We start from the raw sequence: 26948 nt of genomic DNA, 5'->3' as shown, positions 1-26948 counted from the left end.
CCTCACCAGGACCGCGGAGTACGTCGTCACCGGCCCGGCCGGACGCGTACCCCGAGGGCCTACCCGCCCCGGGGGGCGGGGACACGGCCTCGACGTGCGGAAACGTCACCTCCATCGGCCGATCTCGACGTTCTCCAGCACGCCGAGGGCGTCGGGCACCAGGACCGCGGCCGAGTAGTACGCCGTCACCAGGTACTTGATGATGGCCTGCTCGTTGATGCCCATGAACCGGACGGACAGGCTCGGCTCGATCTCGTCCGGGATGCTGGACTGCCTGAGGCCGATGACGCCCTGGTCGGCCTCGCCGGTACGCATGGCGATGATCGAGGTCGTACGGGCCTCGCTGATCGGGATCTTGTTGCACGGGTAGATCGGCACCCCGCGCCAGGTGGGGATGCGGTTGCCGGCGATGTCGATGGTCTCCGGGACCAGTCCCCGCTTGTTCAGCTCGCGCCCGATCGCGGCGATGGCGCGCGGGTGGGCGAGCAGGAGCTTGGTGCCGCGGCGGCGGCTGAGCAGCTCGTCCAGGTCGTCCGGGCTCGGCACGCCGTCGTGCGGCTGGATCCGCTGGTCGTACTCGCAGTTGCTGAGCAGACCGAACTCCGGGTTGTTCACCAGCTCGTGCTCCTGGCGCTCCTTCAGCGCCTCGACCGTGAGCCGCAGCTGCTGCTCGGTCTGGTTCATCGGCTGGTTGTAGAGGTCGGCCACGCGCGAGTGGATGCGCAGCACGGTCTGGGCGATGCTCAGTTCGTACTCGCGCGGCCGCGGCTCGTAGTCCACGAAGGTGTGCGGGATGTCGGGCTCGCCGGAGTGGCCGGCCGCCAGCTCGACCTCCTTCTCCCCGTACTTGTTGGTCCGCTGCGCGGGGATCGAGCGCAGCCGTTCCAGGTGCGCGCGCAGCGAGTCGGAGCGCTCCGCGACCTGCTGGAAGTCCTGGCGGCTGAGGATCAGCACCGTGGTCGAGGTGTCCGCGCGGACGGTGTACTCCCAGATCGCCTCCGGGTCGACCAGCGCCTGGTCGCCGAAGTAGGCGCCGTCGGCGAGGACACCGAGGACGGCGTCGTCGCCGTAGGGACCCGTGCTGACCTTCTCCACCCGGCCGTGGGCGAGCAGGTAGACCTCGTCCGCCTGGTTGCCGAAGTCGGCGATCACCTCGCCGGGCGCGAAGTCGCGCTGGCGGCAGCGGCGGGCCAGTTCGGACAGCACCTCCTCGTCCTCGTACGACCGCAGGGCCGGCAGCTCGCCCAGCTCGTTCGGGATGACCTCCACCTGGTTGCCGGTCTTCACGAAGGTGATCCGGCCGTCGCCGACGGCGTACGTCAGACGCCGGTTCACCCGGTACGTGCCGCCCTGGACGTCCACCCAGGGAAGCGTGCGCAGCAGCCAGCGGGAGCTGATCTCCTGCATCTGCGGAACAGACTTGGTGGTGGTGGCCAGGTTCCGCGCGGCCGCCGTCCCGAGGGACTGCTGCGGCCTGCCCTGATCCGTGCGGACCTCTTCGCCTACCGACATAGAGAAATGCCCTCCCATGTATGCCCGGTACCGAAGTGCGCCGGGCATCGGTCTCGCATCGAGCGTCCCAGCACGGTGCGTGTGCGCGCCATTACCCGAAAGAGCGGGAATGGATCATCGGATTAGTGGGCACGGTGGGGGATCTCGCCGCGGCCCGCGGGGCATGCCCCGTCTGTCCGGATCGGCTCGCACACCATACGAACGATGTGTCACGGGACGTCCGGTTTCGGTAGAAGCGGGCAGGACATCCGGCGGCCGCGACCGGCGGCCGCACGGGCACGGCACGAAGGAGTCGGGCATGGCCCCACCCATGTCGGCGAGCGGTTTCCTGGACGCGCTCAGGGCGGAAGGCGTCACGGTCGTCGAGGTCGGCGACTGGCGGAACCACAACCGCAATCACAAGGGCCCCTGGGGGCCGGTCCACGGCGTGATGATCCACCACACGGTGACCAGGGGCGGCGCGCGCACGGTGGAGCTGTGCCGGGACGGTCACCCGGACCTGCCGGGGCCGCTGTGCCACGGCGTGATCACCAAGGACGGCACGGTCCACCTGGTCGGCTACGGCCGCGCCAACCACGCCGGCCTCGGGGACGACGAGGTGCTGCGCGCGGTGATCGCCGAGAAGGGGCTGCCGCCGGACGACGAGGCGAACACCGACGGCAACCGGCACTTCTACGGCTTCGAGTGCGAGAACCTCGGCGACGGGGAGGATCCCTGGCCGGACGCACAGCTGGAGGCGGTCGAACGGGTCGCCGCCGCGGTGTGCCGGCACCACGGGTGGACGGAACGGTCGGTCATCGGCCACCGGGAGTGGCAGCCGGGGAAGGTGGATCCCCGGGGCTTCGAGATGTCCTGGCTGCGGGAGCGGGTGCGGGAACGGCTGAAGGACTAGGTGTGCCGTCCGGACAGGCTGGTGACGCGGCTGGCCGGTGGTTGGCCGCCGATGCCGGTGTGGGGCCGGTGGGCGGCCCCGCCCCCGCCCGGCCGCCGTACCGGCGACAATGAAGCCGTGACCAGCCCCGGCCCGCTCAGCCCCCGCCTCCCCTCGCCCCTGCACGAGGTGCGGGACGCCCGGTTCGAGCGTCGCGGGCTCCGGCTGCTGCTCAAGCGGGACGACCTCATCCACCCGCAGTTGATCGGCAACAAGTGGCGCAAGCTGGTGCCCAACATCGCGGCGGCCCGGGGTCGCCCCCTGGTCACCTTCGGCGGGGCCTACTCCAACCACCTGCGGGCCACCGCCGCCGCGGGCCGCCTGCTGGGCCTGCCGACCACGGGCGTGGTCCGCGGCCACGAGCTGGCCGGCCGCCCCCTCAACCCGTCCCTGGCCCGGTGCGCGGCCGACGGCATGCGGCTGCACTTCATCGACAGATCGACATATCGCCGCAAGACCGAACCGGAGACCCTGGCCAGGATCCTGCGCGCGGCCGGCGCCGAGGACGCGTACGTCGTGCCCGAGGGCGGCAGCAACGCCGAGGCGGTACGCGGCTGCCGTGCCCTCGGCACGGAACTGCGCGGCCGGGCCGACGTCGTCGCGGTCGCCTGCGGCACCGGCGGCACCCTCGCCGGCCTCGCCGCCGGACTCGCGGCCGGCCAGCGCGCGCTCGGCGTACCGGTCCTCAAGGGCGGCTTCCTCGAGGCTGACGTACAGGCGCTGCAGGAACGTGCCTTCGGCGCCCGCAGCGGCGCCTGGTCCCTGGACGACCGCTTCCACTGCGGCGGTTACGCCCGGACGACACCGGAACTGGAGGCGTTCGCACAGGACTTCGAGCAGCGGCACGGGCTGGCCGTGGAGCGTCTCTATGTGGCCAAGTTGCTGTTCGGACTGGCCGCCCTGGCGGAGGAGAACGCCCTCGCGCGCGGGACGACGATCGCCGCCGTCGTCACCGGACGGCCGTTCCCGGAACCCGCGCCGGCCGCCCCGGAGCGCTAACCGGCCTCCCGGTAGGCCGCCGCCTCCTCCAGGTCCAGGCGTCTGAGCAGGGCGCGCAGCATCTCGTCGTCGATGTAGCGCAGGTCGCGGAGCCTGACGAAGACCTCCCGCTCGGCGCCGATCATCTCGCGGGACAGCCGCCGGTAGGTGTCGTCGACGGACTCGCCGGTGATCGGGTTGACCTGCCCGAGGCGTTCCCAGACGGCGTTGCGGCGGCGCTCCAGGACCATGCGGAGCCGGTCGGCGAGGGGCTCGGGCAGGGTGTTGCGCTCGTCGGCGAGGAGTTCGTCGAGCCGGGCCTCGGCGGCCCGGGAGGCCTGGGCCTGGGCGTTGGCCTCGGCGAGCGTCTCGGCCTGCCGGTCGCGGCCGGGGAACTTCAGCAGCCGGATCAGCGGCGGCAGCGTCACGCCCTGCACGACGAGGGTGCCGATGACGGTGGTGAAGGTCAGGAAGAGGATCAGGTTGCGCGGGCCGGCGGGCATGGTCGGCGGGACGGCGAAGGCGATGGCCAGGGAGACGACACCGCGCATGCCGGCCCACGAGGTGACCATCGCGCCCCGCCAGGTGGGGTTCTGTTCGCGCTGCGCGACACGCTTCGACAGGACGCGGGGCAGGAAGGTGGCCGGGTAGACCCAGACGAACCGGGCCACGACCACGACCAGGAAGACGGCGACCGCGTACCAGGCGGCGGAGACGCCCTCGTACTCCCCGAGCCGTTTCAGGACGATCGGCAGTTGCAGGCCGATCAGGGCGAACACCGCGGACTCCAGCACGAAGGCGACCATCTTCCACACCGCGCCCTCCTGGAGGCGGGTGGCGAAGTCGACCTCCCACGCGCGGTGGCCGAGGTAGAGGGCGACGACCACCACCGCGAGCACCCCGGAGGCGTGCGCCTGTTCGGCGACCCCGTAGGCGACGAACGGGATGAGCAGGGAGAGCGTGTTCTGCAGGAGGGGCTCGGTCAGGTGGGTGCGCAGCCAGTGCAGGGGCGCCATGAGGAGCAGGCCGATCCCGACACCGCCGACCGCGGCGAGCGCGAACTCGCGGATGCCGCCCGCCCAGGTGGCCCCCTCCCCGACGGCGGCGCCGAGCGCCACCTTGTAGGCGGTGATCGCCGTGGCGTCGTTCAGCAGGGACTCGCCCTGGAGGACGGTGGTGATCCGGGACGGCAGGCCCACCCGGCGCGCGACCGCCGTGGCGGCGACCGCGTCCGGCGGCGCCACCACCGCGCCCAGCACCAGCGCGGCGGTCAGCGAAAGACCGGGGATGATCATGTACGCGGCCCAGCCGACCACGACGGTCGCGAAGAGCACGTATCCCACCGAGAGCAGCGCCACCGGCCGCATCTGCGCCCGCAGGCCGAGGTAGGAGCTGTCGCTCGCCGACGTGTACAGCAGCGGGGGCAGCAGCAGCGGCAGGACGATGTGCGGATCGAGGGTGTAGGACGGCACACCCGGGATGTAGGACACCGCCAGACCGACCGCGACCAGCAGCAGGGGCGCCGGCACCGGGGTGCGCCGCGCCGCCGCGGCCACCACGGCACTGCCCGCCACCAGCAACAGCAGCGGCATCACGTCCATGGTCCTCGCCCACCCTCGTCTTTCGCGCGGCAACCCGCACAACCGTCGTAATCTGGCAATCATGAAACAGTGCACGCACGCCGACGCGCTGCCGCACCCCGAACCGGAGCCGCTCGACGAGACCTGTCCGGAGTGCCTGCGGGACGGCACGAACCCGGTCCAGCTGCGACTGTGCCTCACCTGCGGCCACGTCGGCTGCTGCGATTCCTCGCCGGCACGGCACGCGACGGAGCACCACGCGCAGTCCGGTCACCCGGTGATGCGGACGTTCGAGCCCGGCGAGGACTGGCGGTGGTGCTTCGTGGACCACGTACTCGTCTGAGCGTTCTCCCCCGGAGCGTCCCGTCCGACCGCGTTCTCGTGTGACACTGCATGCGGCGGCTGCCGCACGACGGTTCGAGCGTCTGACGTCTGGGTACGTCAACCCGGCGCGCGCTCTTCCCATTTGGGCCCGCGAACCCCCTAGACACGGAGCGTATCCACAGCTTTACTGTGAGTGACGCCAGGGGGTTGGGGTCCCGGGGACAGAAACGTTCGGAGCGCGATAGCGTCACCGCTTGAACCACTCACGCGTTACCCCGGGGGGCGACCCTCGGCCCCGTAAAGCTTGTACCACCATGGAGGTGAGGGTGTCCCAGATCGCAGGCGAGCCCGCGTCGAACCAGGACTTCGTGGAAGTCCGGCTGCCGGCTGCGGGTGCCTACCTGTCGGTGCTGCGGACGGCCACGGCCGGTCTCGCGGCCCGCTTGGACTTCACCCTGGACGAGATCGAGGACCTGCGCATCGCCGTGGACGAGGCCTGCGCGATCCTGCTCCAGCAAGCCGTGCCCGGCTCGGTGCTCAGCTGTGTCTTCCGGCTCGTCGACGACTCACTGGAAGTCACGGTGTCGGCGCCGACCACGGACGGCCACGCCCCCTCGCGGGACACCTTCGCCTGGACCGTGCTGTCGGCCCTCGCGGGCAAGGTCTCGTCCGCCGTGGACGAGGACAAGACGGTGTCGATCAGTCTCTACAAACAGCGTGGCGCCGGCCCCGGGCCGGCGTGAGGAACGGGGACGGGCCGGTGCGGGACGAAGAGCGCGGCACACGGGAGCTGCCGACCGGGGACGGGGGTGCCTCCTGGTCGGGCGACGCCGAGACCGCCGGGGCAGGCCCCCGGGACGGTTCCCGGCGCATGGCGGACGGCATCGACGGCATCCCCGAGCAGGCCAGACCGCACCCGGAGGACGACTCCGCGCCGGCCGGCGGTGACGGTGCCACGGGCACGCCGCCGAAGGCGCGCGGCGGCGCCGGACCCGCCGTCCGCGCGGGGGCCAGGGCTCGGGGAAGGGCTACGGGCGGGACGATGAGCGAGCACGAGCGATACGCCGAGGACGACGCGCTGGGCACGGAGGCCGTACAGGCCGTGCAGCACGACGCCCCGGACCGCAGCGGGGCGCGGGCGAAGTTCGTCGAGCTGCGCGCGCTGCCGGCGGGCAGCACGGAGTACGCGGAGCTGCGCAACCAGCTGGTCCGTATGCACCTGCCGCTCGTGGAGCACCTGGCACGCCGGTTCCGCAACCGCGGCGAGCCGCTGGACGACCTCACCCAGGTCGCCACCATCGGTCTCATCAAGTCCGTCGACCGGTTCGACCCCGAGCGTGGCGTGGAGTTCTCCACCTACGCCACACCGACCGTCGTCGGCGAGATCAAGCGGCACTTCCGCGACAAGGGCTGGGCGGTCCGCGTGCCGCGCCGGCTCCAGGAGCTGCGGCTCGCGCTGACCACCGCGACGGCCGAGCTGTCCCAGCTGCACGGCCGTTCCCCGACGGTCCACGAGCTGGCCGAGAAGCTCGCCATCTCCGAGGAGGAGGTTCTGGAGGGCCTGGAGTCCGCGAACGCGTACTCCACGCTGTCCCTGGACGTCCCCGACACCGACGACGAGTCACCGGCGGTCGCCGACACCCTGGGCGCCGAGGACGAGGCGCTGGAGGGCGTGGAGTACCGCGAGTCCCTCAAGCCGCTGCTGGAGGACCTCCCGCCGCGCGAGAAGCGGATCCTGCTGCTGCGCTTCTTCGGCAACATGACCCAGTCGCAGATCGCGCAGGAGGTCGGCATCTCCCAGATGCACGTCTCGCGCCTGCTGGCCCGCACGCTGGCCCAGCTCCGCGAGAAGCTCCTCGTGGAGGAATGAGCAAGCGGTGGGACCCCGCTCGGCGCGGCCCCTTGTGCGCGGCCGGTCCCGCCCGGTGAGCCCTACTCGCCCCGGCCCGGTCCCTTGATCCCGAGGGCCCGGGTCGTCTCGCCGTTGACGAGCAGCACCAGTGCCGCCACGGCGACGAGCGCGAGCGCGATACCGGCCGGAATGGCCACGCTGTCGGCCCGGAGCAGGTTGTAGGCCACGGGCAGGGCCATGAGCTGGGTGATCAGCGCGGGCCCCCGGCTCCAGCCGCGCCGCAGCAGCAGACCGCGCGCGGCGAGCAGCGGCAGCAGCGCGAGGACGACCAGGGTGATGCCCAGGGTCACGGCCTGCTGCCGGTCGTCCGGGTCACCGGTGAGCCCGAGCACCAGCACCCACAGGCCGCCGGCCACCAGCGCCGTGCCCTCCAGCGCGGCCAGCACCGCCGCGTACGTCAGCCGGCGCGGGCGCGGCCCGGCGGCCGGGTCGGCCGTGGCGGCTTCGGCGGTGTGCGGGGCGGGATTCTGCTGACTGCTCACCCCAGCAGGGTAGCCCTCCCCCTCCGGCGCGCTGCCGCGCCCCGCGCCCCGCGAGTGTCCAGGCTCACGCCCCGGTCTCTTACCGGATCCCTAACTCGGTCTGGGCCGAGTACCCCCCAGTAGGTACGCTGCCATCCATGCGTGCACTTCTCGTGGTCAATCCGGCGGCAACCACCACAAGCGCACGCAGACGTGACGTACTGATCCATGCGCTGGCCAGCGAGATGAAGCTGGAGGCGGTCACCACCGAGTACCGCGGCCACGCGCGCGACCTCGGCCGGCAGGCGGCGGAGAGCGACGACATCGACCTGGTGGTGGCGCTCGGCGGCGACGGCACGGTCAACGAGGTCGTCAACGGCCTCCTGCACGCCGGCCCCGCCCCGGACCGCCTCCCCGGTCTCGCCGTGGTCCCGGGCGGCTCCACGAACGTCTTCGCCCGCGCGCTGGGCCTGCCCAACGACCCCGTCGAGGCCACCGGGGCCCTGCTGGACGCGCTGCGCGACGGCACCGAGCGGGTCGTCGGCCTCGGCCTGACCTCGGGCACCCCGGGCACCGAGGACGAGGCGGTGCCGGCCCGCTGGTTCACCTTCAACGCCGGACTCGGCTTCGACGCGGGCGTGGTGGGCCGGGTCGAGCAGCAGCGCGAGCGCGGGAAGAAGTCGACGCACGCGCTGTACGTCCGTCAGGTGGTCCGGCAGTTCCTCGGTGAGCCGAACCGCCGGCACGGCACGATCACGCTCGAACAGCCCGGCGCGGACCCGATCGAGGACCTGGTCGTCGCCATAGTCTCGAACACGTCCCCGTGGACGTATCTCGGCAATCGCCCGATGTACACGTCGCCTAAGGCCTCGTTCGATACGGGCATCGACGTGCTCGGTCTCAGCCGGCTGTCCACCGCCGCGGTTGCCCGGTATGGCACCCAGTTGCTCACTTCGTCCCCCGAGCGGGGACCGCAGGGGAAGCACGCCGTCTCCCTGCACGACCTGGACCAGTTCACCTTGCATTCGAAGGCGCCCCTGCCCCTCCAGATGGACGGTGACCATCTCGGGCTGCGTACGAGCGTGACGTTCACAGGCGTACGCCGTGCACTGCGTGTGATTGTGTGAGCGGAACGGGCGAAAGTCCTTTCACTCGAACGTTTAGGCCAGGGTCCACCCCATGGAAGTACGGCTGTGACCTAGTCGACACCGAGGAATCAAAAAAAATCTTCCGGAAGGGGTTGTATCCGCCGCTGAGGTTTGCGAGTCTCTACGTGGCGATCGGGACGGCCCGCAACACCGGCCTCCGCTGATCACCAGAACCCCTCTTCAAACACAGGACCACGCCGGGTGAAGACTCGGCGGTCGGCCCTTCACTTGTTGAGGGATTCGTGAAAGCGTTCACATTCACAAGCAACTTGCACGTAATACCAAGGAGAGGTAGCAGCCATGGACTGGCGTCACAACGCCGTTTGCCGCGAGGAAGACCCCGAGCTCTTCTTCCCCATCGGCAACACCGGTCCTGCGCTGCTGCAGATCGAGGAAGCCAAGGCCGTCTGCCGTCGCTGCCCGGTGATCGAGCAGTGTCTGCAGTGGGCGCTCGAGTCCGGTCAGGACTCCGGCGTCTGGGGTGGTCTCAGCGAGGACGAGCGCCGCGCCATGAAGCGCCGCGCCGCCCGCAACCGGGCTCGTCAGGCCTCCGCCTGACATACCCACCCCTGCTGACAGCCTGAGCTTGGCGGCGCGCACAGCACGTACGCATCTCCCGCCCCCGAGCCGCAGCGCGCAGTTCCCCCGATGCTCCCCCAACTCTCGGCTACGCTCGAGCCGGGGGGACCCCCATCGCAAGAGAAGCAAAGCAGCAACGAGCGACAGCCCCGGACCGAAGAAGGTCCGGGGCTTTTTGCCGCACCGGGTCCGTCGGTTCACTTCTGGGCCCGCACCGGGATGTCGAGGATCACCCGCGTCCCGCGCTCCGGCGCCGGCACCATGTCGAACGAGCCGCCCAACTCGCCCTCCACCAGCGTCCGCACGATCTGCAGGCCGAGGTTGCCCGAGCGGTGCGGGTCGAAGCCCTCGGGCAGGCCGACCCCGTCGTCCTGGACGGTGACCAGCAGCCGAGCCTCCTTGGTGGTGCCGCCGCGCACCGCGGACACCTCGACCGTGCCGGTGTCGCCCTCGCGGAACCCGTGCTCCAGGGCGTTCTGCAGGACCTCGGTGAGGACCATGGACAGCGGGGTGGCGACCTCGGCGTCGAGTATGCCGAACCGTCCGCTGCGCCGGCCGGTCACCTTGCCCGGCGAGATCTCGGCGACCATCGCCAGCACCCGGTCGGCGATCTCGTCGAACTCCACGCGTTCGTCCAGGTTCTGAGACAGCGTCTCATGCACGATCGCGATGGAGCCGACCCGGCGGACCGCCTCCTCCAGCGCCTCCCGGCCGCGTTCGGACTCGATGCGCCGGGCCTGGAGCCGGAGCAGCGCGGCGACCGTCTGGAGGTTGTTCTTCACCCGGTGGTGGATCTCCCGGATGGTGGCGTCCTTGGTGATCAACTCACGCTCGCGGCGCCGCAGTTCGGTGACGTCCCGGAGCAGCACGAGCGAACCGATGCGCGTGCCCTTGGGTTTGAGCGGGATGGCCCGGAACTGGATGACCCCGTCGTGCGCCTCGATCTCGAACTCGCGCGGTGCCCAGCCGCTCGCCACCTTGGCCAGTGCCTCGTCCACCGGCCCCCGGGTCGGGGCGAGTTCGGCGGTCGTCTGGCCGAGGTGGTGGCCGACGAGGTCGGCGGCGAGGCCGAGCCGGTGGTAGGCGGACAGGGCGTTCGGGGAGGCGTACTGGACGATGCCGTCCGCGTCGAGCCGGATCAGGCCGTCGCCGACGCGCGGGGAGGCGTCCATGTCGACCTGCTGGTTCGGGAACGGGAAGGCGCCGGCCGCGATCATCTGCGCGAGGTCGGAGGCGCTCTGGAGGTAGGTCAGCTCCAGGCGGCTGGGGGTGCGCACGGTGAGCAGGTTGGTGTTCCGTGCGATCACGCCGAGGACGCGGCCCTCACGCCGTACGGGGATGGACTCGACCCGTACGGGCACCTCTTCGCGCCACTCCGGGTCGCCCTCGCGCACGATCCGGCCCTCGTCCAGGGCCGCGTCCAGCATGGGCCGCCGGCCGCGCGGCACCAGGTGGCCGACCATGTCGTCCTGGTAGGAGGTCGGGCCGGTGTTGGGGCGCATCTGGGCGACCGAGACGTACCGGGTGCCGTCCCGGGTGGGGACCCACAGCACCAGGTCGGCGAAGGAGAGGTCGGAGAGCAGCTGCCACTCCGAGACCAGCAGGTGGAGCCACTCGAGGTCGGAGTCGTCGAGGGCGGTGTGCTGGCGTACGAGTTCGTTCATGGAGGGCACGTCTGCGAGCGTACCCGGGGCCTCGCGGGTGGCCGAAAAACACCCGCGGGCCGCGGCGCCTGGAAGGGACCCTCAACCCTCCCGGCACCGCAGCCCGGAGCATCATCGGCCGTGGGGTGTGCGGTCCCGGTCGGCCGAAGGCCGAGGAGCCGGGGCAGTCAGGGCAGAGAGCGCCGGTTCCTCGATCCGCCTTCCTGTGCGGGGAGGGCGGAAGCGTGCTGTTCTCGATTGTGGACTAGACCACGACGGCGTGTCCATGGTGTGGAGGCGTCCGCGCCGCGAGGGGCACCGGCACGCGATGCCACGCAGCCTAGCCCGCGCCGGTCAGTCGTGGGGCCAGATGGACAGGGCAATTTCCGCGAGTGCTTCCAGTTCCTCCCGGCGTGCGCCGTCGCGGGCCTGCTGGGACATGCCCTGGATCATCGCGCCGGTGTGCCGGGCGAGGGCGGCGGCGTCGGTGCCGGCCGGCAGCAGCCCGGCGGCGATGTCCGCCCGGATCCGGGCTTCGACCGCGGCGATGCTCGCGTTGCGCATGTCGCGCAGCAGCGCCTCCACCTCGGGGCTGGTGCAGTTGGTGGCCGCGTGGACGATCAGGCAGCCGTGCGGGTGGCCGGGGTCGGTGTACTCGGCGGCGGCCTCGCGGAGCATGCGGGCGACACCCGCCCGGGCCGTGGGCTCCTCGGCGAGGGCGCGGTCGGTGAAGGCGCCGTGCGAGCCGGCGTAGACCCGCACGACCTCGTCGAAGAGGGTCCGCTTGTCGCCGAAGGCCGCGTACAGACTGGGCGCGCCGATGCCCATGAGCCGGGTGAGGTCGGAGACCGAGGTGGCCTCGTACCCCCGCTCCCAGAAGGCCATCAGCGCCTTCTCCAGCGCGGTGGCCCGGTCGAAGGAGCGCGGCCGGCCCCGCGTCCGGCCCGTGCCGCCCTGTGCCCGCGTGTCCTGACCCGTCGTCATGGGGACCATTTTATAACGGCCCCTAGAAAATGGTCGGCGAGGTGGTGTACGGTTTTTCTGTAACGACCGCTAGACAAATCCGGAGGGGCGGACATGGGCGTGCTCACGGGGAAGACGGCGCTGGTCACGGGCGCGAGCCGGGGCATCGGACGAGGGATCGCCGAGCGGCTGGGACGCGACGGGGCGCGGGTGGCGGTGCACTACGGGCGCGACGAGACCGCGGCGAAGGAGACGGTCGCGGCGATCGGGGCGGCCGGCGGATCGGCGTTCCCGCTCGGGGTGGAGCTGGGGACGCCCGGGGACGCCGAGCGGCTGTGGACGGAGTTCGACCGGCACGCGGACGGACTGGACATCCTGGTGCACAACGCGGGCATCGGCACCACCCGCCCGTTCGCGGAGACCGACGAGGAGGAGTACGACCGGCTCTTCGCGGTGAACGTGAAGGCCCCGTTCTTCCTCACCCGGCTCGGGGCGGAGCGGCTGCGGGACGGCGGGCGGGTGGTGGCCATATCGTCCGGCCTCTCCCGGACCGCGGCGATGCCCGACCTGATGGGGTACGCGATGACGAAGGCGGCCCTGGACGTCTTCACCCGGGACCTGTCCAAGGTGCTCGGCCCCCGCGGGATCACGGTTAACTCGGTGGCGCCCGGCATCGTGGACACCGACGTCAACGCCCCGTGGCTGCGCGCGAGCGACGAGGCGTGGCAGCGGGCGGCCGCGTACTCGGCGCTGGGCCGGGTGGGCACGCCGGCGGACATCGCCGACGTGGTCGCCTTCCTGGTCTCTGAGGACGGCCGCTGGGTCACCGGGCACTGGCTGGACGCGACGGGAGGCTCCCTCACCTGACACCCCCCCCCCGGGGCCTTCCCGCCCTCCCCGCCTCTCCGCCCTCCCGTCTTTCCCGCGCTCTCGAACACCGATACTGTTAGATTGGTCTAAACCACCTAGAGACGCACAGAGCCCTCTTCAGAACGGCAGGCCCAGCGTGGAAGTTGTCATCGTTCCGGACGCCGCGGCGGGCGGCGAACTGATCGCCGAGGCCATGGCACAGCTGCTGCGACGCAAGCCCGGCGCCCTGCTCGGCGTGGCCACCGGCTCCACCCCGCTGCCCGTCTACCAGGCACTGGCCGCCAAGGTGCGCTCCGGCGCCGTGGACGTCTCGCGGGCGCGGATCGCCCAGCTCGACGAGTACGTGGGGCTGCCCGCCGACCACCCCGAGTCCTACCGCTCGGTGCTGCGCCGCGAGGTGCTGGAGCCGCTCGGCATAGACATGGACGCGTTCATGGGACCGGACGGCACGGCCGAGGACGTCCAGGCGGCGTGCGAGGCGTACGACCGCGCGCTCGCCGGGGCCGGCGGCGTGGACCTGCAACTGCTCGGCATCGGGACCGACGGGCACATCGGCTTCAACGAGCCGTGCTCCTCGCTCGCCTCGCGCACCCGGATCAAGACGCTGACCGAGCAGACCCGTGTCGACAACGCCCGCTTCTTCGACGGCGACATCGAGCAGGTCCCGCACCACGTCATCACCCAGGGCATCGGGACGATCCTGGAGGCCCGCCACCTGGTGCTGCTGGCGACCGGCGAGGGCAAGGCGGACGCGGTCGCGGCGACCGTCGAGGGCCCCGTCGCGGCCGTCTGCCCGGCCTCCGCGCTCCAGCTCCACCCGCACGCGACGGTGGTCGCCGACGAGGCCGCCGCCTCCAAGCTGAAGCTGGCCGACTACTTCCGGCACACGTACGCAAACAAGCCGGACTGGCAGGGCATCTGACCCGCAGCGCCCGAGGGGAGGGCGGCCCCGGCCCGGCGGGCCCGCCGAGCTTGCCCTCCCGTTGGACTAGACCAACAGCGGGCGCAACGGTATATAGAGGAGATCACGGAGCGTGCGGGTGGAGTGCTGAGACGACAACCCGTGCCACGATGTGAGCCGTGGCCGATGGGGTTGTCGGTCGCTTTCGGCATCCGGAGCCGGGAAGGCAGAGCATGAGCACCGACGTCAGCAGTGCGGAGAACGAGGCCGGCACCACCCGTACCGCGCGCGTGCCGAAGTACTACCGCTTGAAGAAGCACCTGCTCGACATGACGGAGACGCAGGCGCCGGGCACCCCGGTCCCGCCCGAGCGCACGCTGGCCGCCGAGTTCGACACCTCCCGCACCACGGTGCGCCAGGCGCTGCAGGAGCTGGTCGTGGAGGGGCGGCTCGAGCGCATCCAGGGCAAGGGCACCTTCGTGGCCAAGCCCAAGGTCTCCCAGGCGCTGCAGCTCACCTCCTACACGGAGGACATGCGCGCCCAGGGCCTGGAGCCGACCTCGCAGCTGCTGGACATCGGGTACGTCACCGCCGACGACCGGCTCGCCGAGCTGCTCGACATCACGGCCGGCGGGCGCGTGCTGCGCATCGAGCGGCTGCGCATGGCCAACGGCGAGCCGATGGCGATCGAGACCACCCACCTGTCGGCCAAGCGCTTCCCGGCCCTCCGGCGCTCGCTGGTGAAGTACACCTCCCTGTACACCGCGCTCGCCGAGGTCTACGACGTCCACCTCGCCGAGGCCGAGGAGACCATCGAGACCTCCCTGGCCACACCGCGCGAGGCGGGGCTGCTCGGCACCGACGTGGGCCTGCCGATGCTGATGCTCTCCCGGCACTCGCTGGACCGCGAGGGCAAGCCGGTGGAATGGGTGCGGTCGGTGTACCGGGGGGACCGGTACAAGTTCGTGGCGCGGCTCAAGCGGCCGGTGGACTAGGCGCCGGCCGGCCGGCGCCCGGCATGTTCGCTGAATCGATATACCGATATGCGGACGAGGTCTTCCACTCCCGGGACACCGTCACCTAGATTGCCTGCGCATTACACAGGTGATCAGCGAGGGGACGGAGCCGTGGCATGTCCGAAACGCCTGAAGTGAGGCCACCGGTGGTGACACCGGTCAGGGTGGTCATCGCCCTGTGTCTCGTCGCGCCCTTCGTGGCGATGCTGTGGGTCGGCTCGTACGCCAAGACGGATCCCGCGTTCATCGGAATCCCGTTCTTCTACTGGTACCAGATGCTCTGGGTGCTGATCTCCACCGCGCTCACCATGCTGGCGTACAAGCTGTGGCAGCGTGACCAGCGTGCCCGCAAGGACACGAACGGGGGTGCGGTGAAGTGAAGGACGGCGTCAACGGCGTCGCGCTCGGCGTCTTCATCTTCTTCTTCCTGGCCGTCACGGTCATGGGCTTCCTGGCCGCGCGCTGGCGCAGGGCCGAGAACGAGCAGTCCCTGGACGAGTGGGGTCTGGGCGGCCGGTCCTTCGGCACCTGGGTCACCTGGTTCCTGCTGGGCGGCGACCTGTACACGGCGTACACCTTCGTCGCCGTCCCGGCGGCGATCTACGCGGCGGGCGCGTCCGGCTTCTTCGCGGTGCCGTACACGATCCTGGTGTACCCGCTGATCTTCACGTTCCTGCCCCGTCTGTGGTCGGTCTCGCACCGCCACGGGTACGTCACCACCTCCGACTTCGTGCGCGGCCGGTTCGGCTCGAAGGGCCTGTCGCTGGCGGTGGCGGTGACCGGCATCCTGGCGACGATGCCGTACATCGCGCTCCAGCTCGTCGGCATCCAGGCGGTGCTGGACGTGATGGGCGTCGGCGGCGGCGAGAACACCAACTGGTTCGTGAAGGACCTGCCGCTGCTCATCGCCTTCGGCGTGCTGGCCGCCTACACCTACTCGTCCGGTCTGCGCGCCCCCGCGCTGATCGCGTTCGTCAAGGACGGCCTGATCTACCTCGTCATCGCGGTGGCGATCATCTACATCCCGATCAAGCTGGGCGGGTTCGACGACATCTTCGCCAAGGCGGGCCAGGCGTTCAGCCAGGTGAACCCGGCCACCCACAAGCCACGCGGGGCACTGGCTCCCGCCGAGGCGAGCCAGTGGACGTACGCCACCCTGGCCCTCGGCTCCGCGCTGGCGCTGTTCATGTACCCGCACTCGATCACCGCGACCCTGTCGTCCAGGAGCCGTGAGGTGATCCGCCGCAACACCACGATCCTGCCGCTGTACTCCCTCATGCTCGGGCTGCTGGCGCTGCTGGGCTTCATGGCGATCGCGGCCGGCGTGAAGGTCACCAACGGCCAGCTGGCGATCCCTCAGCTGTTCGAGGACATGTTCCCGGACTGGTTCGCGGGCGTGGCGTTCGCGGCGATCGGCATCGGCGCGCTGGTCCCGGCGGCGATCATGTCCATCGCGGCGGCCAACCTCTTCACCCGCAACATCTACAAGGACTTCATCAAGCCCGACGCGACGGCGGAGCAGGAGACCAAGGTCTCCAAGCTGGTCTCGCTGCTGGTGAAGGTCGGCGCGCTGGTCTTCGTCCTCACCATGGACAAGACGGTCGCCATCAACTTCCAGCTCCTCGGCGGCATCTGGATCCTGCAGACCTTCCCGGCGCTGGTGGGCGGCCTGTTCACCCGCTGGTTCCACCGCTGGGCACTGCTCGCCGGCTGGGCGGTCGGCATGATCTACGGCACGGCCGCGGCTTACGGCATCGCCTCGCCGACGCAGAAGCACTTCGGCGGCAACGCCAAGGAGATCCCCGGCATCGGGGAGATCGGCTACATCGGCCTCACCGCGTTCGTCCTGAACGTCCTGGTCACCGTCGTCCTCACCTTCGTCCTGAAGGCCGTCAAGGCTCCCGAGGGCGTCGACGAGACCAAGCCGGAGGACTACACGGCGGACGCAGGCGACCCCGGTGTCCAGGTGGAACTTCCCCCGGCCACCGCGGACAGCGCTCACTAGTCAGCGTCCCGGCCGGGCGCTCAGTCGCGTGTGCGCCCGGCCATCGCGTCCCAGAAGCCGTCCAGTTCGCGCACGCGCATGCTCACCCAGGGCGGTGTCTTCCTGTGCACGGTCCGGGGCAGCTTCCGGCGTATCGGGCCGGGCAGCAGGACCTGCTGCTGGCGGCAGAAGGGCTCGCGGATCTCGCCCCGGGGCACCCCGCCCCGGGGCGGGTACGGGCACAGCTGGAACTTGCAGTCCGGCAGACAGGCGCTGCCCGGCGGGGGCGGGGCGGAGGTGCCGGGCCGCAGACCGGGCCGCAGCGGCTCGCGGTCCGTGCCGATGCACGGCGGGAGCGGCATGCCGGGGCGCTCGGCACGGGCCATGCGCTCCTCGACCTCGCTCGGATACCCGTCCCGCTCGATCAGGTTCAGCATGATCAGCACGTCGGCGACGAGGCGCTGGGCGCGCCCGTCGAGGGTGCTCCAGCCGGCGGAGGGCGGGATCCACAGGTTGTGCTTGCGGTAGCCGCGGTTGTTCCCGGTGCGCGAGCCGATGTTGTCGGTGACGGTCTTCTCGTCCATCCAGAGGAACCGTTCGGGCTGCCCGGTCTCCAGTGCCATGGCCACCAGGTCGCCCGCCTCGGCGACGAACGGGTGCAGCACCCGCCGGGGCGCGTCGCCGTCGCCGCCGGGCCCTGCGGGCGCGGGGTTCACCGTGCCCGCCATCGACAGCCAGCGCTGCACCGTCTGCACCGCGTTGCACCCGCCGATCGCCCGGGACGGCTCGCCGGAACCGTCGGCGTCGTCCTCCCGCCACACCGCGCTGTCCGCGTCCTGCTCATGGCGGCCGACGCTGTCCGGGAGCTCCCACAGGCACAGCGCCTGAAGCAGCATCACCTGCGTGTACCAGCAGCGGGACTGCTGCAGCACGGTCTCCGCCTGCCGGATCAGGTCGGCCCGGCTGCCCGGGTAGGAGTACGGGTGACGCTTGCGCCGGTTGGCCGCGAACTTGAAGCCCTGGGCCAGCGCGGCCTCCAGCAGGAGGGGCAGGTCAGGGCTGCCGTGGGTGTCCTTCGGATCGAGGTGGCGCAGCCACTTGGTCAGGCGGTCCCGGGCCTCGTCGCGGTGGGCGTCGTCGACGGAGCCCAGGAGCATGGGGAGCATCCAGGCCCGCATCATGAACTCCCTGCACAGCTCGATACGGGCCGTGCGGTACTGCCGCTTGATCTCCTTGCGCTCCTCCTGGAGCCGGTCGACCTCCGCCGGTGACGCGTTCCGCGAGGGAGCGCGGTCGGCCAGCGCCTTCCGCATCCGCTCCGTCCAGTCCTGGTACCGGTCCCTCTTGTCGGCTCTCAGCCGGCCGACCGCCTTGTCGTACTCCCTGACGGGGTCGGTGTCCAGGCCGATCTTCTCCCGGATGAAGGCGAACGCGTCGTTGCCGCCGCTGCCGAACTCCTGGGCGACCGCCAGGCGTACGGAGTGCGAGGGCTCCACCTTGCCGAGGTGGAAGAGGTGGTCGTACAGCGGCATGGTGTCGGTCTGCTCCGAGGCCGCGCGCAGTGCCGTGCCGAGCTGCTTGAGCAGGGCCAGCTTCGCGTCCTCGACGGTGCGGCGGTCGCCCTGGATGCCGGGCCAGCGGCTGTGCACCCGCTCGACGATGTCGTACAGCAGCCGTGACCGGCGTTCCACGCTGTCGACCTCCAGGGCCGCCGCGTACAGGTCGAGGGCCTTGGGGTCGTTCGCACGGTGGTTGGCGGCCACGAAGAGCCGCCGGGCCAGGGGGTGGCCGTACAGGGGGGCGCGGCGCAGCAGTTCGGTCCGGGTCTTCTGCCACTCGGCCCCGAGACTGCCTCCCCCGGCCGAGAGCCTCGCCACCCGGTGGCGGGAGTGCAGCACCGCGGCGATGAGCAGTTCACGGCTGGGGCCCGGCGGCCGCAGCGCCTGCTCGATCAGCTCGCCGGCGTCGCGCTCGTCGAGGTGCCGCAGCAGACGGAAGCCGAAGTAGGCCTGCATGATGCTGTGGGGGAAGCGCACCCTCTTCTCGAAGCTCTCCACCAACTGGAGCCTGTTCGCGTTGGCCGCCAGGTGGGCGAGCGCGCTCTGGCACTGGCACAGGTCGCCCTGGGTCAGACGCTCTCTCTGTTCCTGGCTCAGATGGCCGCAGAGCGTGTCCCAGATCCGCTGCCGGTGCCACTCCGAGAAGACGTTGGCTCGCTCGTCGTAGTGGTGGAAACCGGGTCTCCCGGCCCACAGGTGCCCCGCCCTGGCCCGGGTCCGCCGCGCCGGACCGGGGTGTACGGCGTCGCCCAGCAGCTCGGTGAAGCAGACCTCCAGCTTGTCCTGGAGCAGTCCGACGCAGGCGAGCGCCGAGACCACCTCCAGCGTGTCGCCGCGCTCCCGCGGGTTCAGCTCGACGTCCCCGCGCAGCCGGCCCTCCCGCACCGCGAGATCCCATGTCTCCAGCAGCCACAGCCGCAGTGTGCTGCGGTCCCAGCTCCGGGTGTCCAGCCGGTCCCTGTCCTCGCGCGGACGGTCGCGTTCCAGGCCGCCGTGGTGGTGCAGTTCGCGGGCGATCTGCAGGTAGATGGGCGACTCCGTGACCTCCGCGGTCTCCACGATCCAGTCCACGCGGCGCTCGTCCGTCTCCGGGATCCGGGCCTCGACGAAGTACAGCGCCTCCTCCTCGCTGAGCGGTTCCAGCTCCACGATCGCGGCGGGGGTGCTCTCCAGCGGGCTGTGCGGCCGCGACGCGATGACGAGCGGCAGCTTGTCCTCGTGGGCGCACTCGATGGCCCTGCGGATGATGTTGTCCCTGTCCTCCTGGAGGCGCTCGTCGAGGACCGCCTCCTCCAGGCCGTCGGCGAGGACGACCACCTTGTCGTCGGCGAGCAGTTGCTGCCAGACCCGGTCGTTCTTGGTGCGGGCGAGGATGCCGCGGGGTGCTTCCTCGGCGAACCGTTCCCTGGCCATGCGCTCGAAGTTCAGATCGGCGCCGGTGGCGTCCCGCAGCCGGATCGGCACGGGCACGGCGTGCTGCCGGGCGAGCAGTTCGGTGAGCCGCACCAGGACGGCCGTCTTGCCCGTGCCCACACCGCCGACGAGCACATAGGGCCTGCGGGTCTCACGCTGCCGCAGCCGCTGGGCGATGACCCGGGCGATCTCCTCGCGGCCCACGATCTCGGCGATGTCGGGGCCGGCGGTGGGCACCAGATCGCGGGGGTGCCTGCGCGCCTTCGCGAGGTAGCGCCGCTTGGTCCACCAGTACCAGAAGAACAGGAAGAGGGCGGCGGCGATCGAAGCGGAGAGCACCGGACCGACGAAGCGGAGAACGTCGTCGAAGCCCTGGTTGCCGTTCCGCCACGTCTCGAACCGCGTCGTGTGGTGCGAGATCAGGATGTACACGCCCTCTCCGGCCCACGCCAGGACGGCGAGGGCGGCAAGGGCCCACACGACCCGGTTCGCGTTGGTGTACGAGGCCCATCTGCGCCACTTGCGGGGGCGGGTGGTGTCGAGCCGGGCTTCCGATCTGATGGTCAGGTGGTGCCAGTAGCCCAGGAGGAACCGCCTGCCCCGGCACCACGCCCGTCGCCCGTACAGCGTCGCCATCGGCGCGTTGCGTGGTCGCTCCTTGCCCGGTGGGTGACGGACGATTCTCGTCATGGTGCGTTCTCCTTCCGAGACCAGCTTTCGGCACGGAGGACCCCACACAGCACCTGTTTCCATGAAAACATGGGCATTCCGCCCCGCAACCCGGCAGGCGACCGCCGCGGATCCCCGGGAATCCGCGCCGCGCCCCTCGGGCAGACTCGGTGTCATGGACTTCGTGATCCGGCGGGCAGCTCCCGGCGAGTACGACGACCTGGGCGAGATCACCGCCGGGGCCTATGTCCGTGACGGCCTCCTCGCCTTCGACGAGAGCGGCTGGTACCTCGGCGAGCTGAGGGACGTGGCGAAGCGGGCCGCCGCCGCGGACGTCCTCGTGGCCGTCCGCGACGGCGTGCTCCTCGGCGGGGTCACCTTCGTCCGCTCCGGCGGCCCCATGACCGACATCGCCGGCCCGGGGGAGGCGGAGATCAGGATGCTCGCGGTCGCCCCCGCGGCCCGGGGCCGGGGCGTGGGGGAGGCGCTGGTGCGGGCCTGCGTCGAGCGCGGGCGGGCCACCGAGGGCTGCGTGCGCGTGGTCCTCTCCACTCAGCGGACCATGCACAGCGCCCACCGCGTCTACACCCGCCTCGGTTTCGTCCGCGCCCCCGAGCGGGACTGGAATCCCCTCCCGGGCCGGGACGACCTCACGCTCCTCGCGTACGAGTTGACCCTCTGAGGCCGGGCCGACACTACATCTGGGGGTGACATGGCAGCCCGGCACTAGATGTATGCTCGTCCTCGCTGTCGTCGCAGGGGAATCCGGTGCGAATCCGGAACTGTCCCGCAACGGTGTACCCGTGTGCCCCCGCACGCGTGTCGAGTCCGAAGACCTGCCGGCGGTGCACCCGGCCGTCCAGGCCCGGGTGGTTCTGACGTCCGGGCCTCGTGGAATGGGCCGGTGGACGCGACGCCGTGCGCGCTCGTGACTGCCCCTGCCTCCCGCCAGGCCCCGTGCCGAGCGAGGGAGAGCCCCACGTGACCATCGCGCCAGCCGACCCGGTCTCAGTCAGCGAGCCGGAGACCGACGGTCCCGGTGCCGCGCTGCTGCGGACCCTGACCGAGCTGACCGCCGACCTGCCCGACGCCGACCCGGGCCGGGTGGCCGCCGCCGCGCTGCGGGGCCGGTCCGCCCGCGCCGACGAGGCGGAGTTGCGGGAGCTGGCCACGGAGGCCGCGGCCGGCCTGATCTCCGAGGATCCCGCGTACTCGAAGCTGGCCGCCCGGCTGCTGACCCTCGCCATCCGGGACGAGGCCGCCTCGCAGGGCGTGACGTCCTTCACCGAGTCGGTCGCGGTCGGCCACCGCGAGGGCCTGATCGCCGACCGCACCGCCGAGTTCGTGCGGCTGCACGCCGAGCGCCTCGACGCGCTGGTCGACCCCGCGGCCGACGACCGCTTCGGCTACTTCGGCCTGCGCACCCTGCACAGCCGCTACCTGCTGCGCCACCCGGTCACCCGCAGGGTCGTGGAGACACCCCAGCACTTCCTGCTGCGCGTGGCGAGCGGCCTGGCGGAGGACGACACGGCCCGCTCCGTGGACGAAGTGGCGTCCCTGTACGGCCTGATGAGCCGCCTGGACTACCTGCCGTCCTCCCCCACCCTGTTCAACTCCGGCACGCGACACCCCCAGATGTCGTCCTGCTACCTGCTGGACTCCCCGCGGGACGAGCTGGACTCCATCTACGACCGCTACCACCAGGTCGCCCGCCTGTCGAAGCACGCCGGCGGCATCGGCCTGTCCTACTCCCGCATCCGCTCGCGCGGTTCGCTGATCCGGGGGACGAACGGGCACTCCAACGGGATCGTGCCGTTCCTGAAGACCCTGGACGCGTCGGTGGCGGCGGTCAACCAGGGCGGCCGGCGCAAGGGCGCGGCAGCGGTCTACCTGGAGACCTGGCACTCCGACATCGAGGAGTTCCTGGAGCTGCGGGACAACACCGGCGAGGACGCCCGCCGCACCCACAACCTCAACCTCGCGCACTGGATCCCGGACGAGTTCATGCGCCGGGTCAACGCCGACGGGCAGTGGTCGCTGTTCTCCCCCGCCGACGTGCCCGAACTGGTCGACCTGTGGGGCGAGGACTTCGACACCGCCTACCGCAGGGCCGAGGCGGCGGGCCTGGCGAAGAAGACCATCGCGGCCAGGGACCTGTACGGGCGGATGATGCGCACCCTCGCCCAGACCGGCAACGGCTGGATGACGTTCAAGGACGCCGCCAACCGCACCGCCAACCAGACCGCCGAACCCGGCAACGTCATCCACTCCTCCAACCTGTGCACCGAGATCCTGGAGGTCACCGACGACGGCGAGACGGCCGTCTGCAACCTCGGCTCGGTCAACCTCGGCGCCTTCGTGGACACCACGACCGGGGACATCGACTGGGAGCGGCTGGACCAGACGGTCCGCACGGCCGTCACCTTCCTGGACCGCGTGGTCGACATCAACTTCTACCCCACCGAGCAGGCGGGGCGTTCCAACGCCAGGTGGCGCCCGGTCGGCCTGGGCGCGATGGGCCTGCAGGACGTCTTCTTCAGACTCCGCCTGCCCTTCGACTCGGCGGAAGCCAAGGCCCTCTCCACGCGGATCGCCGAGCGGATCATGCTCGCCGCCTACGAGACCTCCGCCGACCTCGCCGAACGCAACGGCCCCCTGCCCGCCTGGAAGCACACCCGCACCGCCCGGGGCGTCCTGCACCCCGACCACTACGACGTCGACCTCACCTGGCCCGGACGCTGGGACGCCCTGCGCAAGCGGATCGCGGAGACGGGCATGCGCAACTCGCTTCTCCTCGCGATCGCGCCGACGGCCACGATCGCGTCGATCGCGGGGGTGTACGAGTGCATCGAGCCCCAGGTCTCCAACCTGTTCAAGCGCGAGACCCTCTCGGGTGAGTTCCTCCAGGTCAACTCCTACCTCGTACAGGAGCTGAAGAACCTCGGCGTCTGGGACGCCCGCACCCGCGAAGCCCTGCGCGACTCGGGCGGCTCCATCCAGGACTTCCCCTGGATCCCCGAGGACATCCGCGCCCTGTACCGCACGGCCTGGGAGATCCCCCAGCGCGGCCTCATCGACATGGCCGCCGCCCGCACCCCGTTCCTCGACCAGGCCCAGTCGCTGAACCTCTTCCTGGAGACGCCGACGATCGGCAAGCTCTCCTCGATGTACGCCTACGCCTGGAAGTCCGGGCTCAAGACGACGTACTACCTGCGCTCCCGCCCCGCGACCCGCATCGCCCGCGCCGCCCAGGCCACCGTCCCCGCACAACAGACCACCGATCCGGAAGCGATCGCCTGCTCCCTGGAAAACCCCGAGTCCTGCGAGGCCTGCCAGTAATGACCACCCGACCCCAGAACCTGCTCGACCCGGGCTTCGAGCTGACGCTCCGCCCCATGCGCTACCCCGACTTCTACGAGCGCTACCGGGACGCCATCAAGAACACCTGGACCGTCGAAGAGGTCGACCTCCACTCCGACGTGGCCGACCTCGCCAAGCTGACGCCGGAAGAGCAGCACCTCATCGGCCGGCTGGTCGCGTTCTTCGCCACCGGCGACTCGATCGTGGCGAACAACCTGGTGCTGACGCTGTACAAGCACATCAACTCCCCCGAGGCGCGGCTGTACCTGAGCCGCCAGCTCTTCGAGGAAGCCGTCCACGTCCAGTTCTACCTGACCCTGCTGGACACCTACCTCCCCGACCCCGACGACCGCGCCGCCGCCTTCGCCGCCGTGGAGAACATCCCCTCCATCCGCGAAAAAGCCGAGTTCTGCTTCAAGTGGATCAACGAGGTCGAGAAGATCGACCGCCTGGAGAGCACAGCGGACCGCCGCCGCTTCCTGCTCAACCTCATCTGCTTCGCCGCCTGCATCGAAGGACTCTTCTTCTACGGCGCCTTCGCCTACGTCTACTGGTTCCGCAGCCGCGGCCTCCTGCACGGCCTGGCGACCGGCACCAACTGGGTCTTCCGCGACGAGACCATGCACATGAGCTTCGCCTTCGACGTCGTCGACACCGTCCGCAAGGAAGAACCCGACCTCTTCGACGACCAGCTCCGGCAACAGGTCACCGACATGCTCCACGAGGCCGTCGAAGCCGAGCTCCAGTTCGCCCGCGACCTGTGCGGCGACGGCCTGCCCGGCATGAACACCGACTCCATGCGCCAGTACCTGCAATGCGTGGCCGACCAACGCCTCACCCGCCTCGGCTTCGCCCCCGTCTACGGCAGCGAGAACCCCTTCTCCTTCATGGAACTCCAGGGCGTCCAGGAACTGACCAACTTCTTCGAGCGCCGCCCGTCGGCCTACCAGGTCGCCGTGGAGGGCACGGTCGACCTGGACGAGGACTTCTGACGGCCGTTACTTCAGCTTCACCGCGTCCCCGGCCGACACGACCCGCGCGGTCGTCGTCGTGCCGGGGAAGTACCAGCGCCAGCTGCCCGCCGAGGTGGCGGTGACCTTGGTGCTGAGCTTTCCGGCGTCGCCCGTGCGCACGGTCTTCACCGTACGGTAGTGGGCGGCGCCGGCCGCCTTGAACTGCAGCCGCACGTCCTGCCCGGTGAACCCGTGGTACTTCAGGTCCTCCCAGTTCGCCCGGGACAGCTTGCCGGTGACGGTCAGCTTGGCGCCCTTGGCGACGGGCTCGGGCGAGGCGTCCGTGGTCAGCCGCGAGGCACGCTTCACCTTGTACTCGGCGATCCGGTCGGAGATCCAGTAGTCGCCGTCGTTCGCCTTGACGGTGGCGTCGACCTGCCAGACGCCGGCCAGCTTGTTGCTGTCCATGTCGTCACTCTGGCGGATCCAGACCGGGTCGGCCGTCATCGTGACCGTGCACACCGACGTGGTGTGCGACTTCTTCACGCACGAGGTCCCGGCCCGCTCGAAGAAGCCCCAGACGTAGGCCGAGTTGAAGGTGTCGGCATCGCTCACGCCCTTCACGCCCGAGTCGTCCTTGATCGTGAGGGCGATGGGGAACGTGACCTTCTTCGTCGTGCCGACGATCACGTTCCCGCCCTTGTTGACGACGGTCTTCACGACACGGATGTCTCCCCTGCCCTCCGCGTGGGCGCCCGTCGCGGTCAGCAGCGTCAGGGCCGTGGCCCCGCCCGCCAGCGCCCAGGCCGTTCGAGACGTTCTGCCTCGCATGTTCCCTCCCCTTGTGGTGTGGAGAGGAGAGGTTACACAGCGGGGAGACAGGGCTCTCACACGCGGCTTCCGTCAGGCGGCGCGGGCCGCGCCGTGGCGCCTCCCGTGGGGCTCGGGCTCCCGCGCCGGCCCGGTCGTCCGGGGCGCCGCCGGCCGCTCGGCCGCCCGGAGCTGACGGTCGATGCGCCGGTCGCGCACGATGCCGAGCACGGACGGGAGGACCAGCAGGACCAGGATCCCGAAGGTGGCGAGCATTCCGATCAGGCCTTCTATCTGGTTTCCGTTCATGTACACCACTGTCGCTCCGGACACTCCTTACCGTCAGTGGCAGGACTGCCGTAGAGCCTCGAATTCCTGCCAGCGCCGAGGCACACTGGCAGCATGCTGAAGAACGTGGCCGCCGTGCTGCTGGACGGAGTGCATCCCTTCGAGCTGGGTGTCGTATGCGAGGTGTTCGGCATCGACCGCAGCGACGACGGGCTGCCCGGGTACGACTTCGCCGTGGTGTCGGCGGAGGGGCCCGTCCTGAGCACCCACTGCGGGTTCACCGTGTCCACGCCGTACGGCCTGGAGCGGCTGGAAGAGGCCGATCTGATCGCCGTGCCGGCCGGGGAGACCTATACGCGGCGCGAGTATCCGGAGGAGCTGCTGGCGGCGCTGCGGCGGGCCGTGGACCGGGGCGCCCGGGTGCTCAGCGTCTGCTCCGGGGTGTTCGTCCTCGCGGCGGCGGGGCTGCTGGACGGGCGGCGGTGCGCGGCGCACTGGCACAACGCCGAGCAGCTGACCCGGCGCTACCCGCGGCTCACGGTCGAGCCGGATGTGCTGTACGTGGACGAGGACCCCGTGATCACCTCGGCCGGCACCGCCGCCGGGATCGACGCCTGTCTGCACCTCGTGCGCAAGGAGCAGGGGCCGGAGGTGGCCAACAAGATCGCCCGTCGGATGGTGGTGCCGCCGCACCGGGACGGCGGGCAGGCGCAGTTCATCGAGCGGCCCCTGCCGAAGGCGCCCTGCGACACGGTCGGTGAGGTGCTCGCCTGGATGGAGGCCCACCTCGACCAGGAGGTGACCGTCGAACAGCTCGCCGCCCGCGCCCACATGGCGCCGCGCACCTTCGCCCGGCGCTTCCAGCAGGAGACCGGGACCACGCCGTACCGGTGGATCCTGCGGCAACGCGTGCTGCTGGCACAGCAGTTGCTGGAGGGCACGGACGAGACGATGGATGCCATCGCCTGGCGCACCGGGTTCGGTACGGCCGCCGCGCTGCGCCACCAGTTCGTCCGGGCGCTGGGGACGACCCCGAACGCCTACCGGCGCGCGTTCCGGGGCCCGCAGGCCGCCTGAGCGCGCGCCGGTGCGGG

24 protein-coding genes and 1 riboswitch are annotated in these 26948 nt (G+C 70.9%); of the genes, 16 read left to right on the top strand and 8 right to left on the bottom strand.

Going from position 1 to position 26948, the window contains the following annotated elements:
- Positions 1–105 precede the first annotated feature (105 nt).
- Positions 106–1512 (bottom strand): family 2B encapsulin nanocompartment shell protein, encoded by a 1407-nt coding sequence (locus ACZ5DC_RS27250; RefSeq protein WP_468656938.1) that lies wholly within the window; start codon positions 1510–1512, stop codon positions 106–108.
- Between the two features lie 298 nt (positions 1513–1810).
- Between ACZ5DC_RS27250 and ACZ5DC_RS27245 the strand changes: the two genes are divergently transcribed.
- Positions 1811–2404: an N-acetylmuramoyl-L-alanine amidase gene (locus ACZ5DC_RS27245; protein WP_468656936.1), complete on the top strand. Its 594-nt coding sequence runs from the start codon at positions 1811–1813 to the stop codon at positions 2402–2404.
- Positions 2405–2521: 117 nt separating this feature from the next.
- Positions 2522–3442: a 1-aminocyclopropane-1-carboxylate deaminase/D-cysteine desulfhydrase gene (locus tag ACZ5DC_RS27240; RefSeq protein ID WP_468656934.1), complete on the top strand. Its 921-nt coding sequence runs from the start codon at positions 2522–2524 to the stop codon at positions 3440–3442.
- On the opposite strand, the gene ACZ5DC_RS27235 is transcribed toward ACZ5DC_RS27240, so the two are convergent.
- Complete coding sequence (locus ACZ5DC_RS27235; protein ID WP_468656932.1) at positions 3439–5022, bottom strand: Na+/H+ antiporter; 1584 nt, start codon at positions 5020–5022, stop codon at positions 3439–3441. The genes ACZ5DC_RS27240 and ACZ5DC_RS27235 overlap by 4 nt on opposite strands.
- Positions 5023–5083: 61 nt before the next feature.
- Here ACZ5DC_RS27235 and ACZ5DC_RS27230 point away from each other — a divergent pair, with 61 nt between their 5' ends.
- From ACZ5DC_RS27230 to ACZ5DC_RS27220, 3 genes are all read left to right on the top strand, one after another.
- Positions 5084–5344: a UBP-type zinc finger domain-containing protein gene (locus ACZ5DC_RS27230; RefSeq protein ID WP_356118227.1), complete on the top strand. Its 261-nt coding sequence runs from the start codon at positions 5084–5086 to the stop codon at positions 5342–5344.
- Positions 5345–5651: 307 nt separating this feature from the next.
- A complete protein-coding gene (locus tag ACZ5DC_RS27225; protein WP_171152933.1) occupies positions 5652–6068 on the top strand; it encodes an ATP-binding protein in 417 nt (138 codons plus the stop codon).
- Positions 6069–6085: 17 nt separating this feature from the next.
- On the top strand, positions 6086–7195 hold the full coding sequence (locus ACZ5DC_RS27220) for an RNA polymerase sigma factor SigF (protein ID WP_468656930.1): 1110 nt from the start codon (positions 6086–6088) through the stop codon (positions 7193–7195).
- A gap of 62 nt (positions 7196–7257) precedes the next feature.
- Here the strand turns inward: ACZ5DC_RS27220 and ACZ5DC_RS27215 are convergent, their stop codons facing one another.
- Positions 7258–7719, bottom strand: coding sequence for a hypothetical protein (locus ACZ5DC_RS27215; protein ID WP_468656928.1), 462 nt, complete (start codon positions 7717–7719; stop codon positions 7258–7260).
- Between the two features lie 137 nt (positions 7720–7856).
- Here ACZ5DC_RS27215 and ACZ5DC_RS27210 point away from each other — a divergent pair, with 137 nt between their 5' ends.
- Together ACZ5DC_RS27210 and ACZ5DC_RS27205 are read left to right on the top strand one after the other, a co-directional pair.
- Positions 7857–8825 (top strand): diacylglycerol/lipid kinase family protein, encoded by a 969-nt coding sequence (locus ACZ5DC_RS27210; RefSeq protein ID WP_468656926.1) that lies wholly within the window; start codon positions 7857–7859, stop codon positions 8823–8825.
- Positions 8826–9146: 321 nt separating this feature from the next.
- Positions 9147–9404: a WhiB family transcriptional regulator gene (locus tag ACZ5DC_RS27205; RefSeq protein ID WP_003992873.1), complete on the top strand. Its 258-nt coding sequence runs from the start codon at positions 9147–9149 to the stop codon at positions 9402–9404.
- Between the two features lie 218 nt (positions 9405–9622).
- Here ACZ5DC_RS27205 and ACZ5DC_RS27200 read toward each other — a convergent pair whose 3' ends face one another.
- Positions 9623–11098 (bottom strand): sensor histidine kinase, encoded by a 1476-nt coding sequence (locus ACZ5DC_RS27200; RefSeq protein WP_366751977.1) that lies wholly within the window; start codon positions 11096–11098, stop codon positions 9623–9625.
- 324 nt (positions 11099–11422) lie between these two features.
- The gene (locus ACZ5DC_RS27195) at positions 11423–12052 is read right to left on the bottom strand and encodes a TetR/AcrR family transcriptional regulator (RefSeq protein WP_468656924.1); all 630 of its coding nucleotides are present in this window, start codon (positions 12050–12052) and stop codon (positions 11423–11425) included.
- A gap of 93 nt (positions 12053–12145) precedes the next feature.
- Here ACZ5DC_RS27195 and ACZ5DC_RS27190 point away from each other — a divergent pair, with 93 nt between their 5' ends.
- The 5 genes from ACZ5DC_RS27190 (at position 12146) to mctP (ending at position 16823) form a co-directional block, all read left to right on the top strand.
- Positions 12146–12898 (top strand): SDR family oxidoreductase, encoded by a 753-nt coding sequence (locus ACZ5DC_RS27190; protein WP_468656922.1) that lies wholly within the window; start codon positions 12146–12148, stop codon positions 12896–12898.
- Between the two features lie 139 nt (positions 12899–13037).
- Entirely contained in the window at positions 13038–13823 is a 786-nt protein-coding gene (gene nagB / locus ACZ5DC_RS27185; protein WP_366751981.1) for a glucosamine-6-phosphate deaminase, read from the top strand.
- A gap of 212 nt (positions 13824–14035) precedes the next feature.
- A complete protein-coding gene (locus ACZ5DC_RS27180; protein WP_366751982.1) occupies positions 14036–14797 on the top strand; it encodes a GntR family transcriptional regulator in 762 nt (253 codons plus the stop codon).
- 137 nt (positions 14798–14934) lie between these two features.
- Complete coding sequence (locus tag ACZ5DC_RS27175; RefSeq protein WP_366759281.1) at positions 14935–15198, top strand: DUF3311 domain-containing protein; 264 nt, start codon at positions 14935–14937, stop codon at positions 15196–15198.
- Positions 15195–16823 carry a monocarboxylate uptake permease MctP gene (gene mctP / locus ACZ5DC_RS27170; protein ID WP_468656919.1) on the top strand — a complete coding sequence of 543 codons (1629 nt, stop codon included), beginning with the start codon at positions 15195–15197 and terminating at the stop codon, positions 16821–16823. Before ACZ5DC_RS27175 ends, mctP begins: the two co-directional genes overlap by 4 nt.
- Positions 16824–16843: 20 nt before the next feature.
- On the opposite strand, the gene ACZ5DC_RS27165 is transcribed toward mctP, so the two are convergent.
- The gene (locus tag ACZ5DC_RS27165; protein WP_468656917.1) at positions 16844–20464 is read right to left on the bottom strand and encodes an NACHT domain-containing protein; all 3621 of its coding nucleotides are present in this window, start codon (positions 20462–20464) and stop codon (positions 16844–16846) included.
- Between the two features lie 154 nt (positions 20465–20618).
- Between ACZ5DC_RS27165 and ACZ5DC_RS27160 the strand changes: the two genes are divergently transcribed.
- From ACZ5DC_RS27160 to ACZ5DC_RS27150, 3 genes are all read left to right on the top strand, one after another.
- Positions 20619–21125, top strand: coding sequence for a GNAT family N-acetyltransferase (locus tag ACZ5DC_RS27160; protein ID WP_468656916.1), 507 nt, complete (start codon positions 20619–20621; stop codon positions 21123–21125).
- A 46-nt stretch (positions 21126–21171) separates the two neighbouring features.
- Positions 21172–21301: riboswitch (cobalamin riboswitch) on the top strand.
- Positions 21302–21424: 123 nt separating this feature from the next.
- A complete protein-coding gene (locus ACZ5DC_RS27155; RefSeq protein ID WP_468656914.1) occupies positions 21425–23782 on the top strand; it encodes a ribonucleoside-diphosphate reductase subunit alpha in 2358 nt (785 codons plus the stop codon).
- A complete protein-coding gene (locus ACZ5DC_RS27150; RefSeq protein ID WP_468656912.1) occupies positions 23782–24795 on the top strand; it encodes a ribonucleotide-diphosphate reductase subunit beta in 1014 nt (337 codons plus the stop codon). The genes ACZ5DC_RS27155 and ACZ5DC_RS27150 overlap by 1 nt, the downstream gene beginning before the upstream one ends.
- A gap of 6 nt (positions 24796–24801) precedes the next feature.
- Here the strand turns inward: ACZ5DC_RS27150 and ACZ5DC_RS27145 are convergent, their stop codons facing one another.
- Together ACZ5DC_RS27145 and ACZ5DC_RS27140 are read right to left on the bottom strand one after the other, a co-directional pair.
- Positions 24802–25587: a hypothetical protein gene (locus ACZ5DC_RS27145; RefSeq protein WP_468656910.1), complete on the bottom strand. Its 786-nt coding sequence runs from the start codon at positions 25585–25587 to the stop codon at positions 24802–24804.
- 72 nt (positions 25588–25659) lie between these two features.
- Positions 25660–25875 (bottom strand): hypothetical protein, encoded by a 216-nt coding sequence (locus ACZ5DC_RS27140; RefSeq protein ID WP_468656908.1) that lies wholly within the window; start codon positions 25873–25875, stop codon positions 25660–25662.
- A gap of 93 nt (positions 25876–25968) precedes the next feature.
- On the opposite strand from ACZ5DC_RS27140, the gene ACZ5DC_RS27135 reads away from it, so the two are divergent.
- Complete coding sequence (locus ACZ5DC_RS27135) at positions 25969–26931, top strand: GlxA family transcriptional regulator (RefSeq protein ID WP_468656906.1); 963 nt, start codon at positions 25969–25971, stop codon at positions 26929–26931.
- The last annotated feature ends 17 nt before the right edge of the window (positions 26932–26948 follow it).

It is taken from the genome of Streptomyces sp. NPDC031445 (assembly GCF_055581365.1).
The sequence above is the reverse complement of the archived record's forward strand: the minus strand, read 5'-3'. Positions and strand labels throughout refer to the sequence as shown.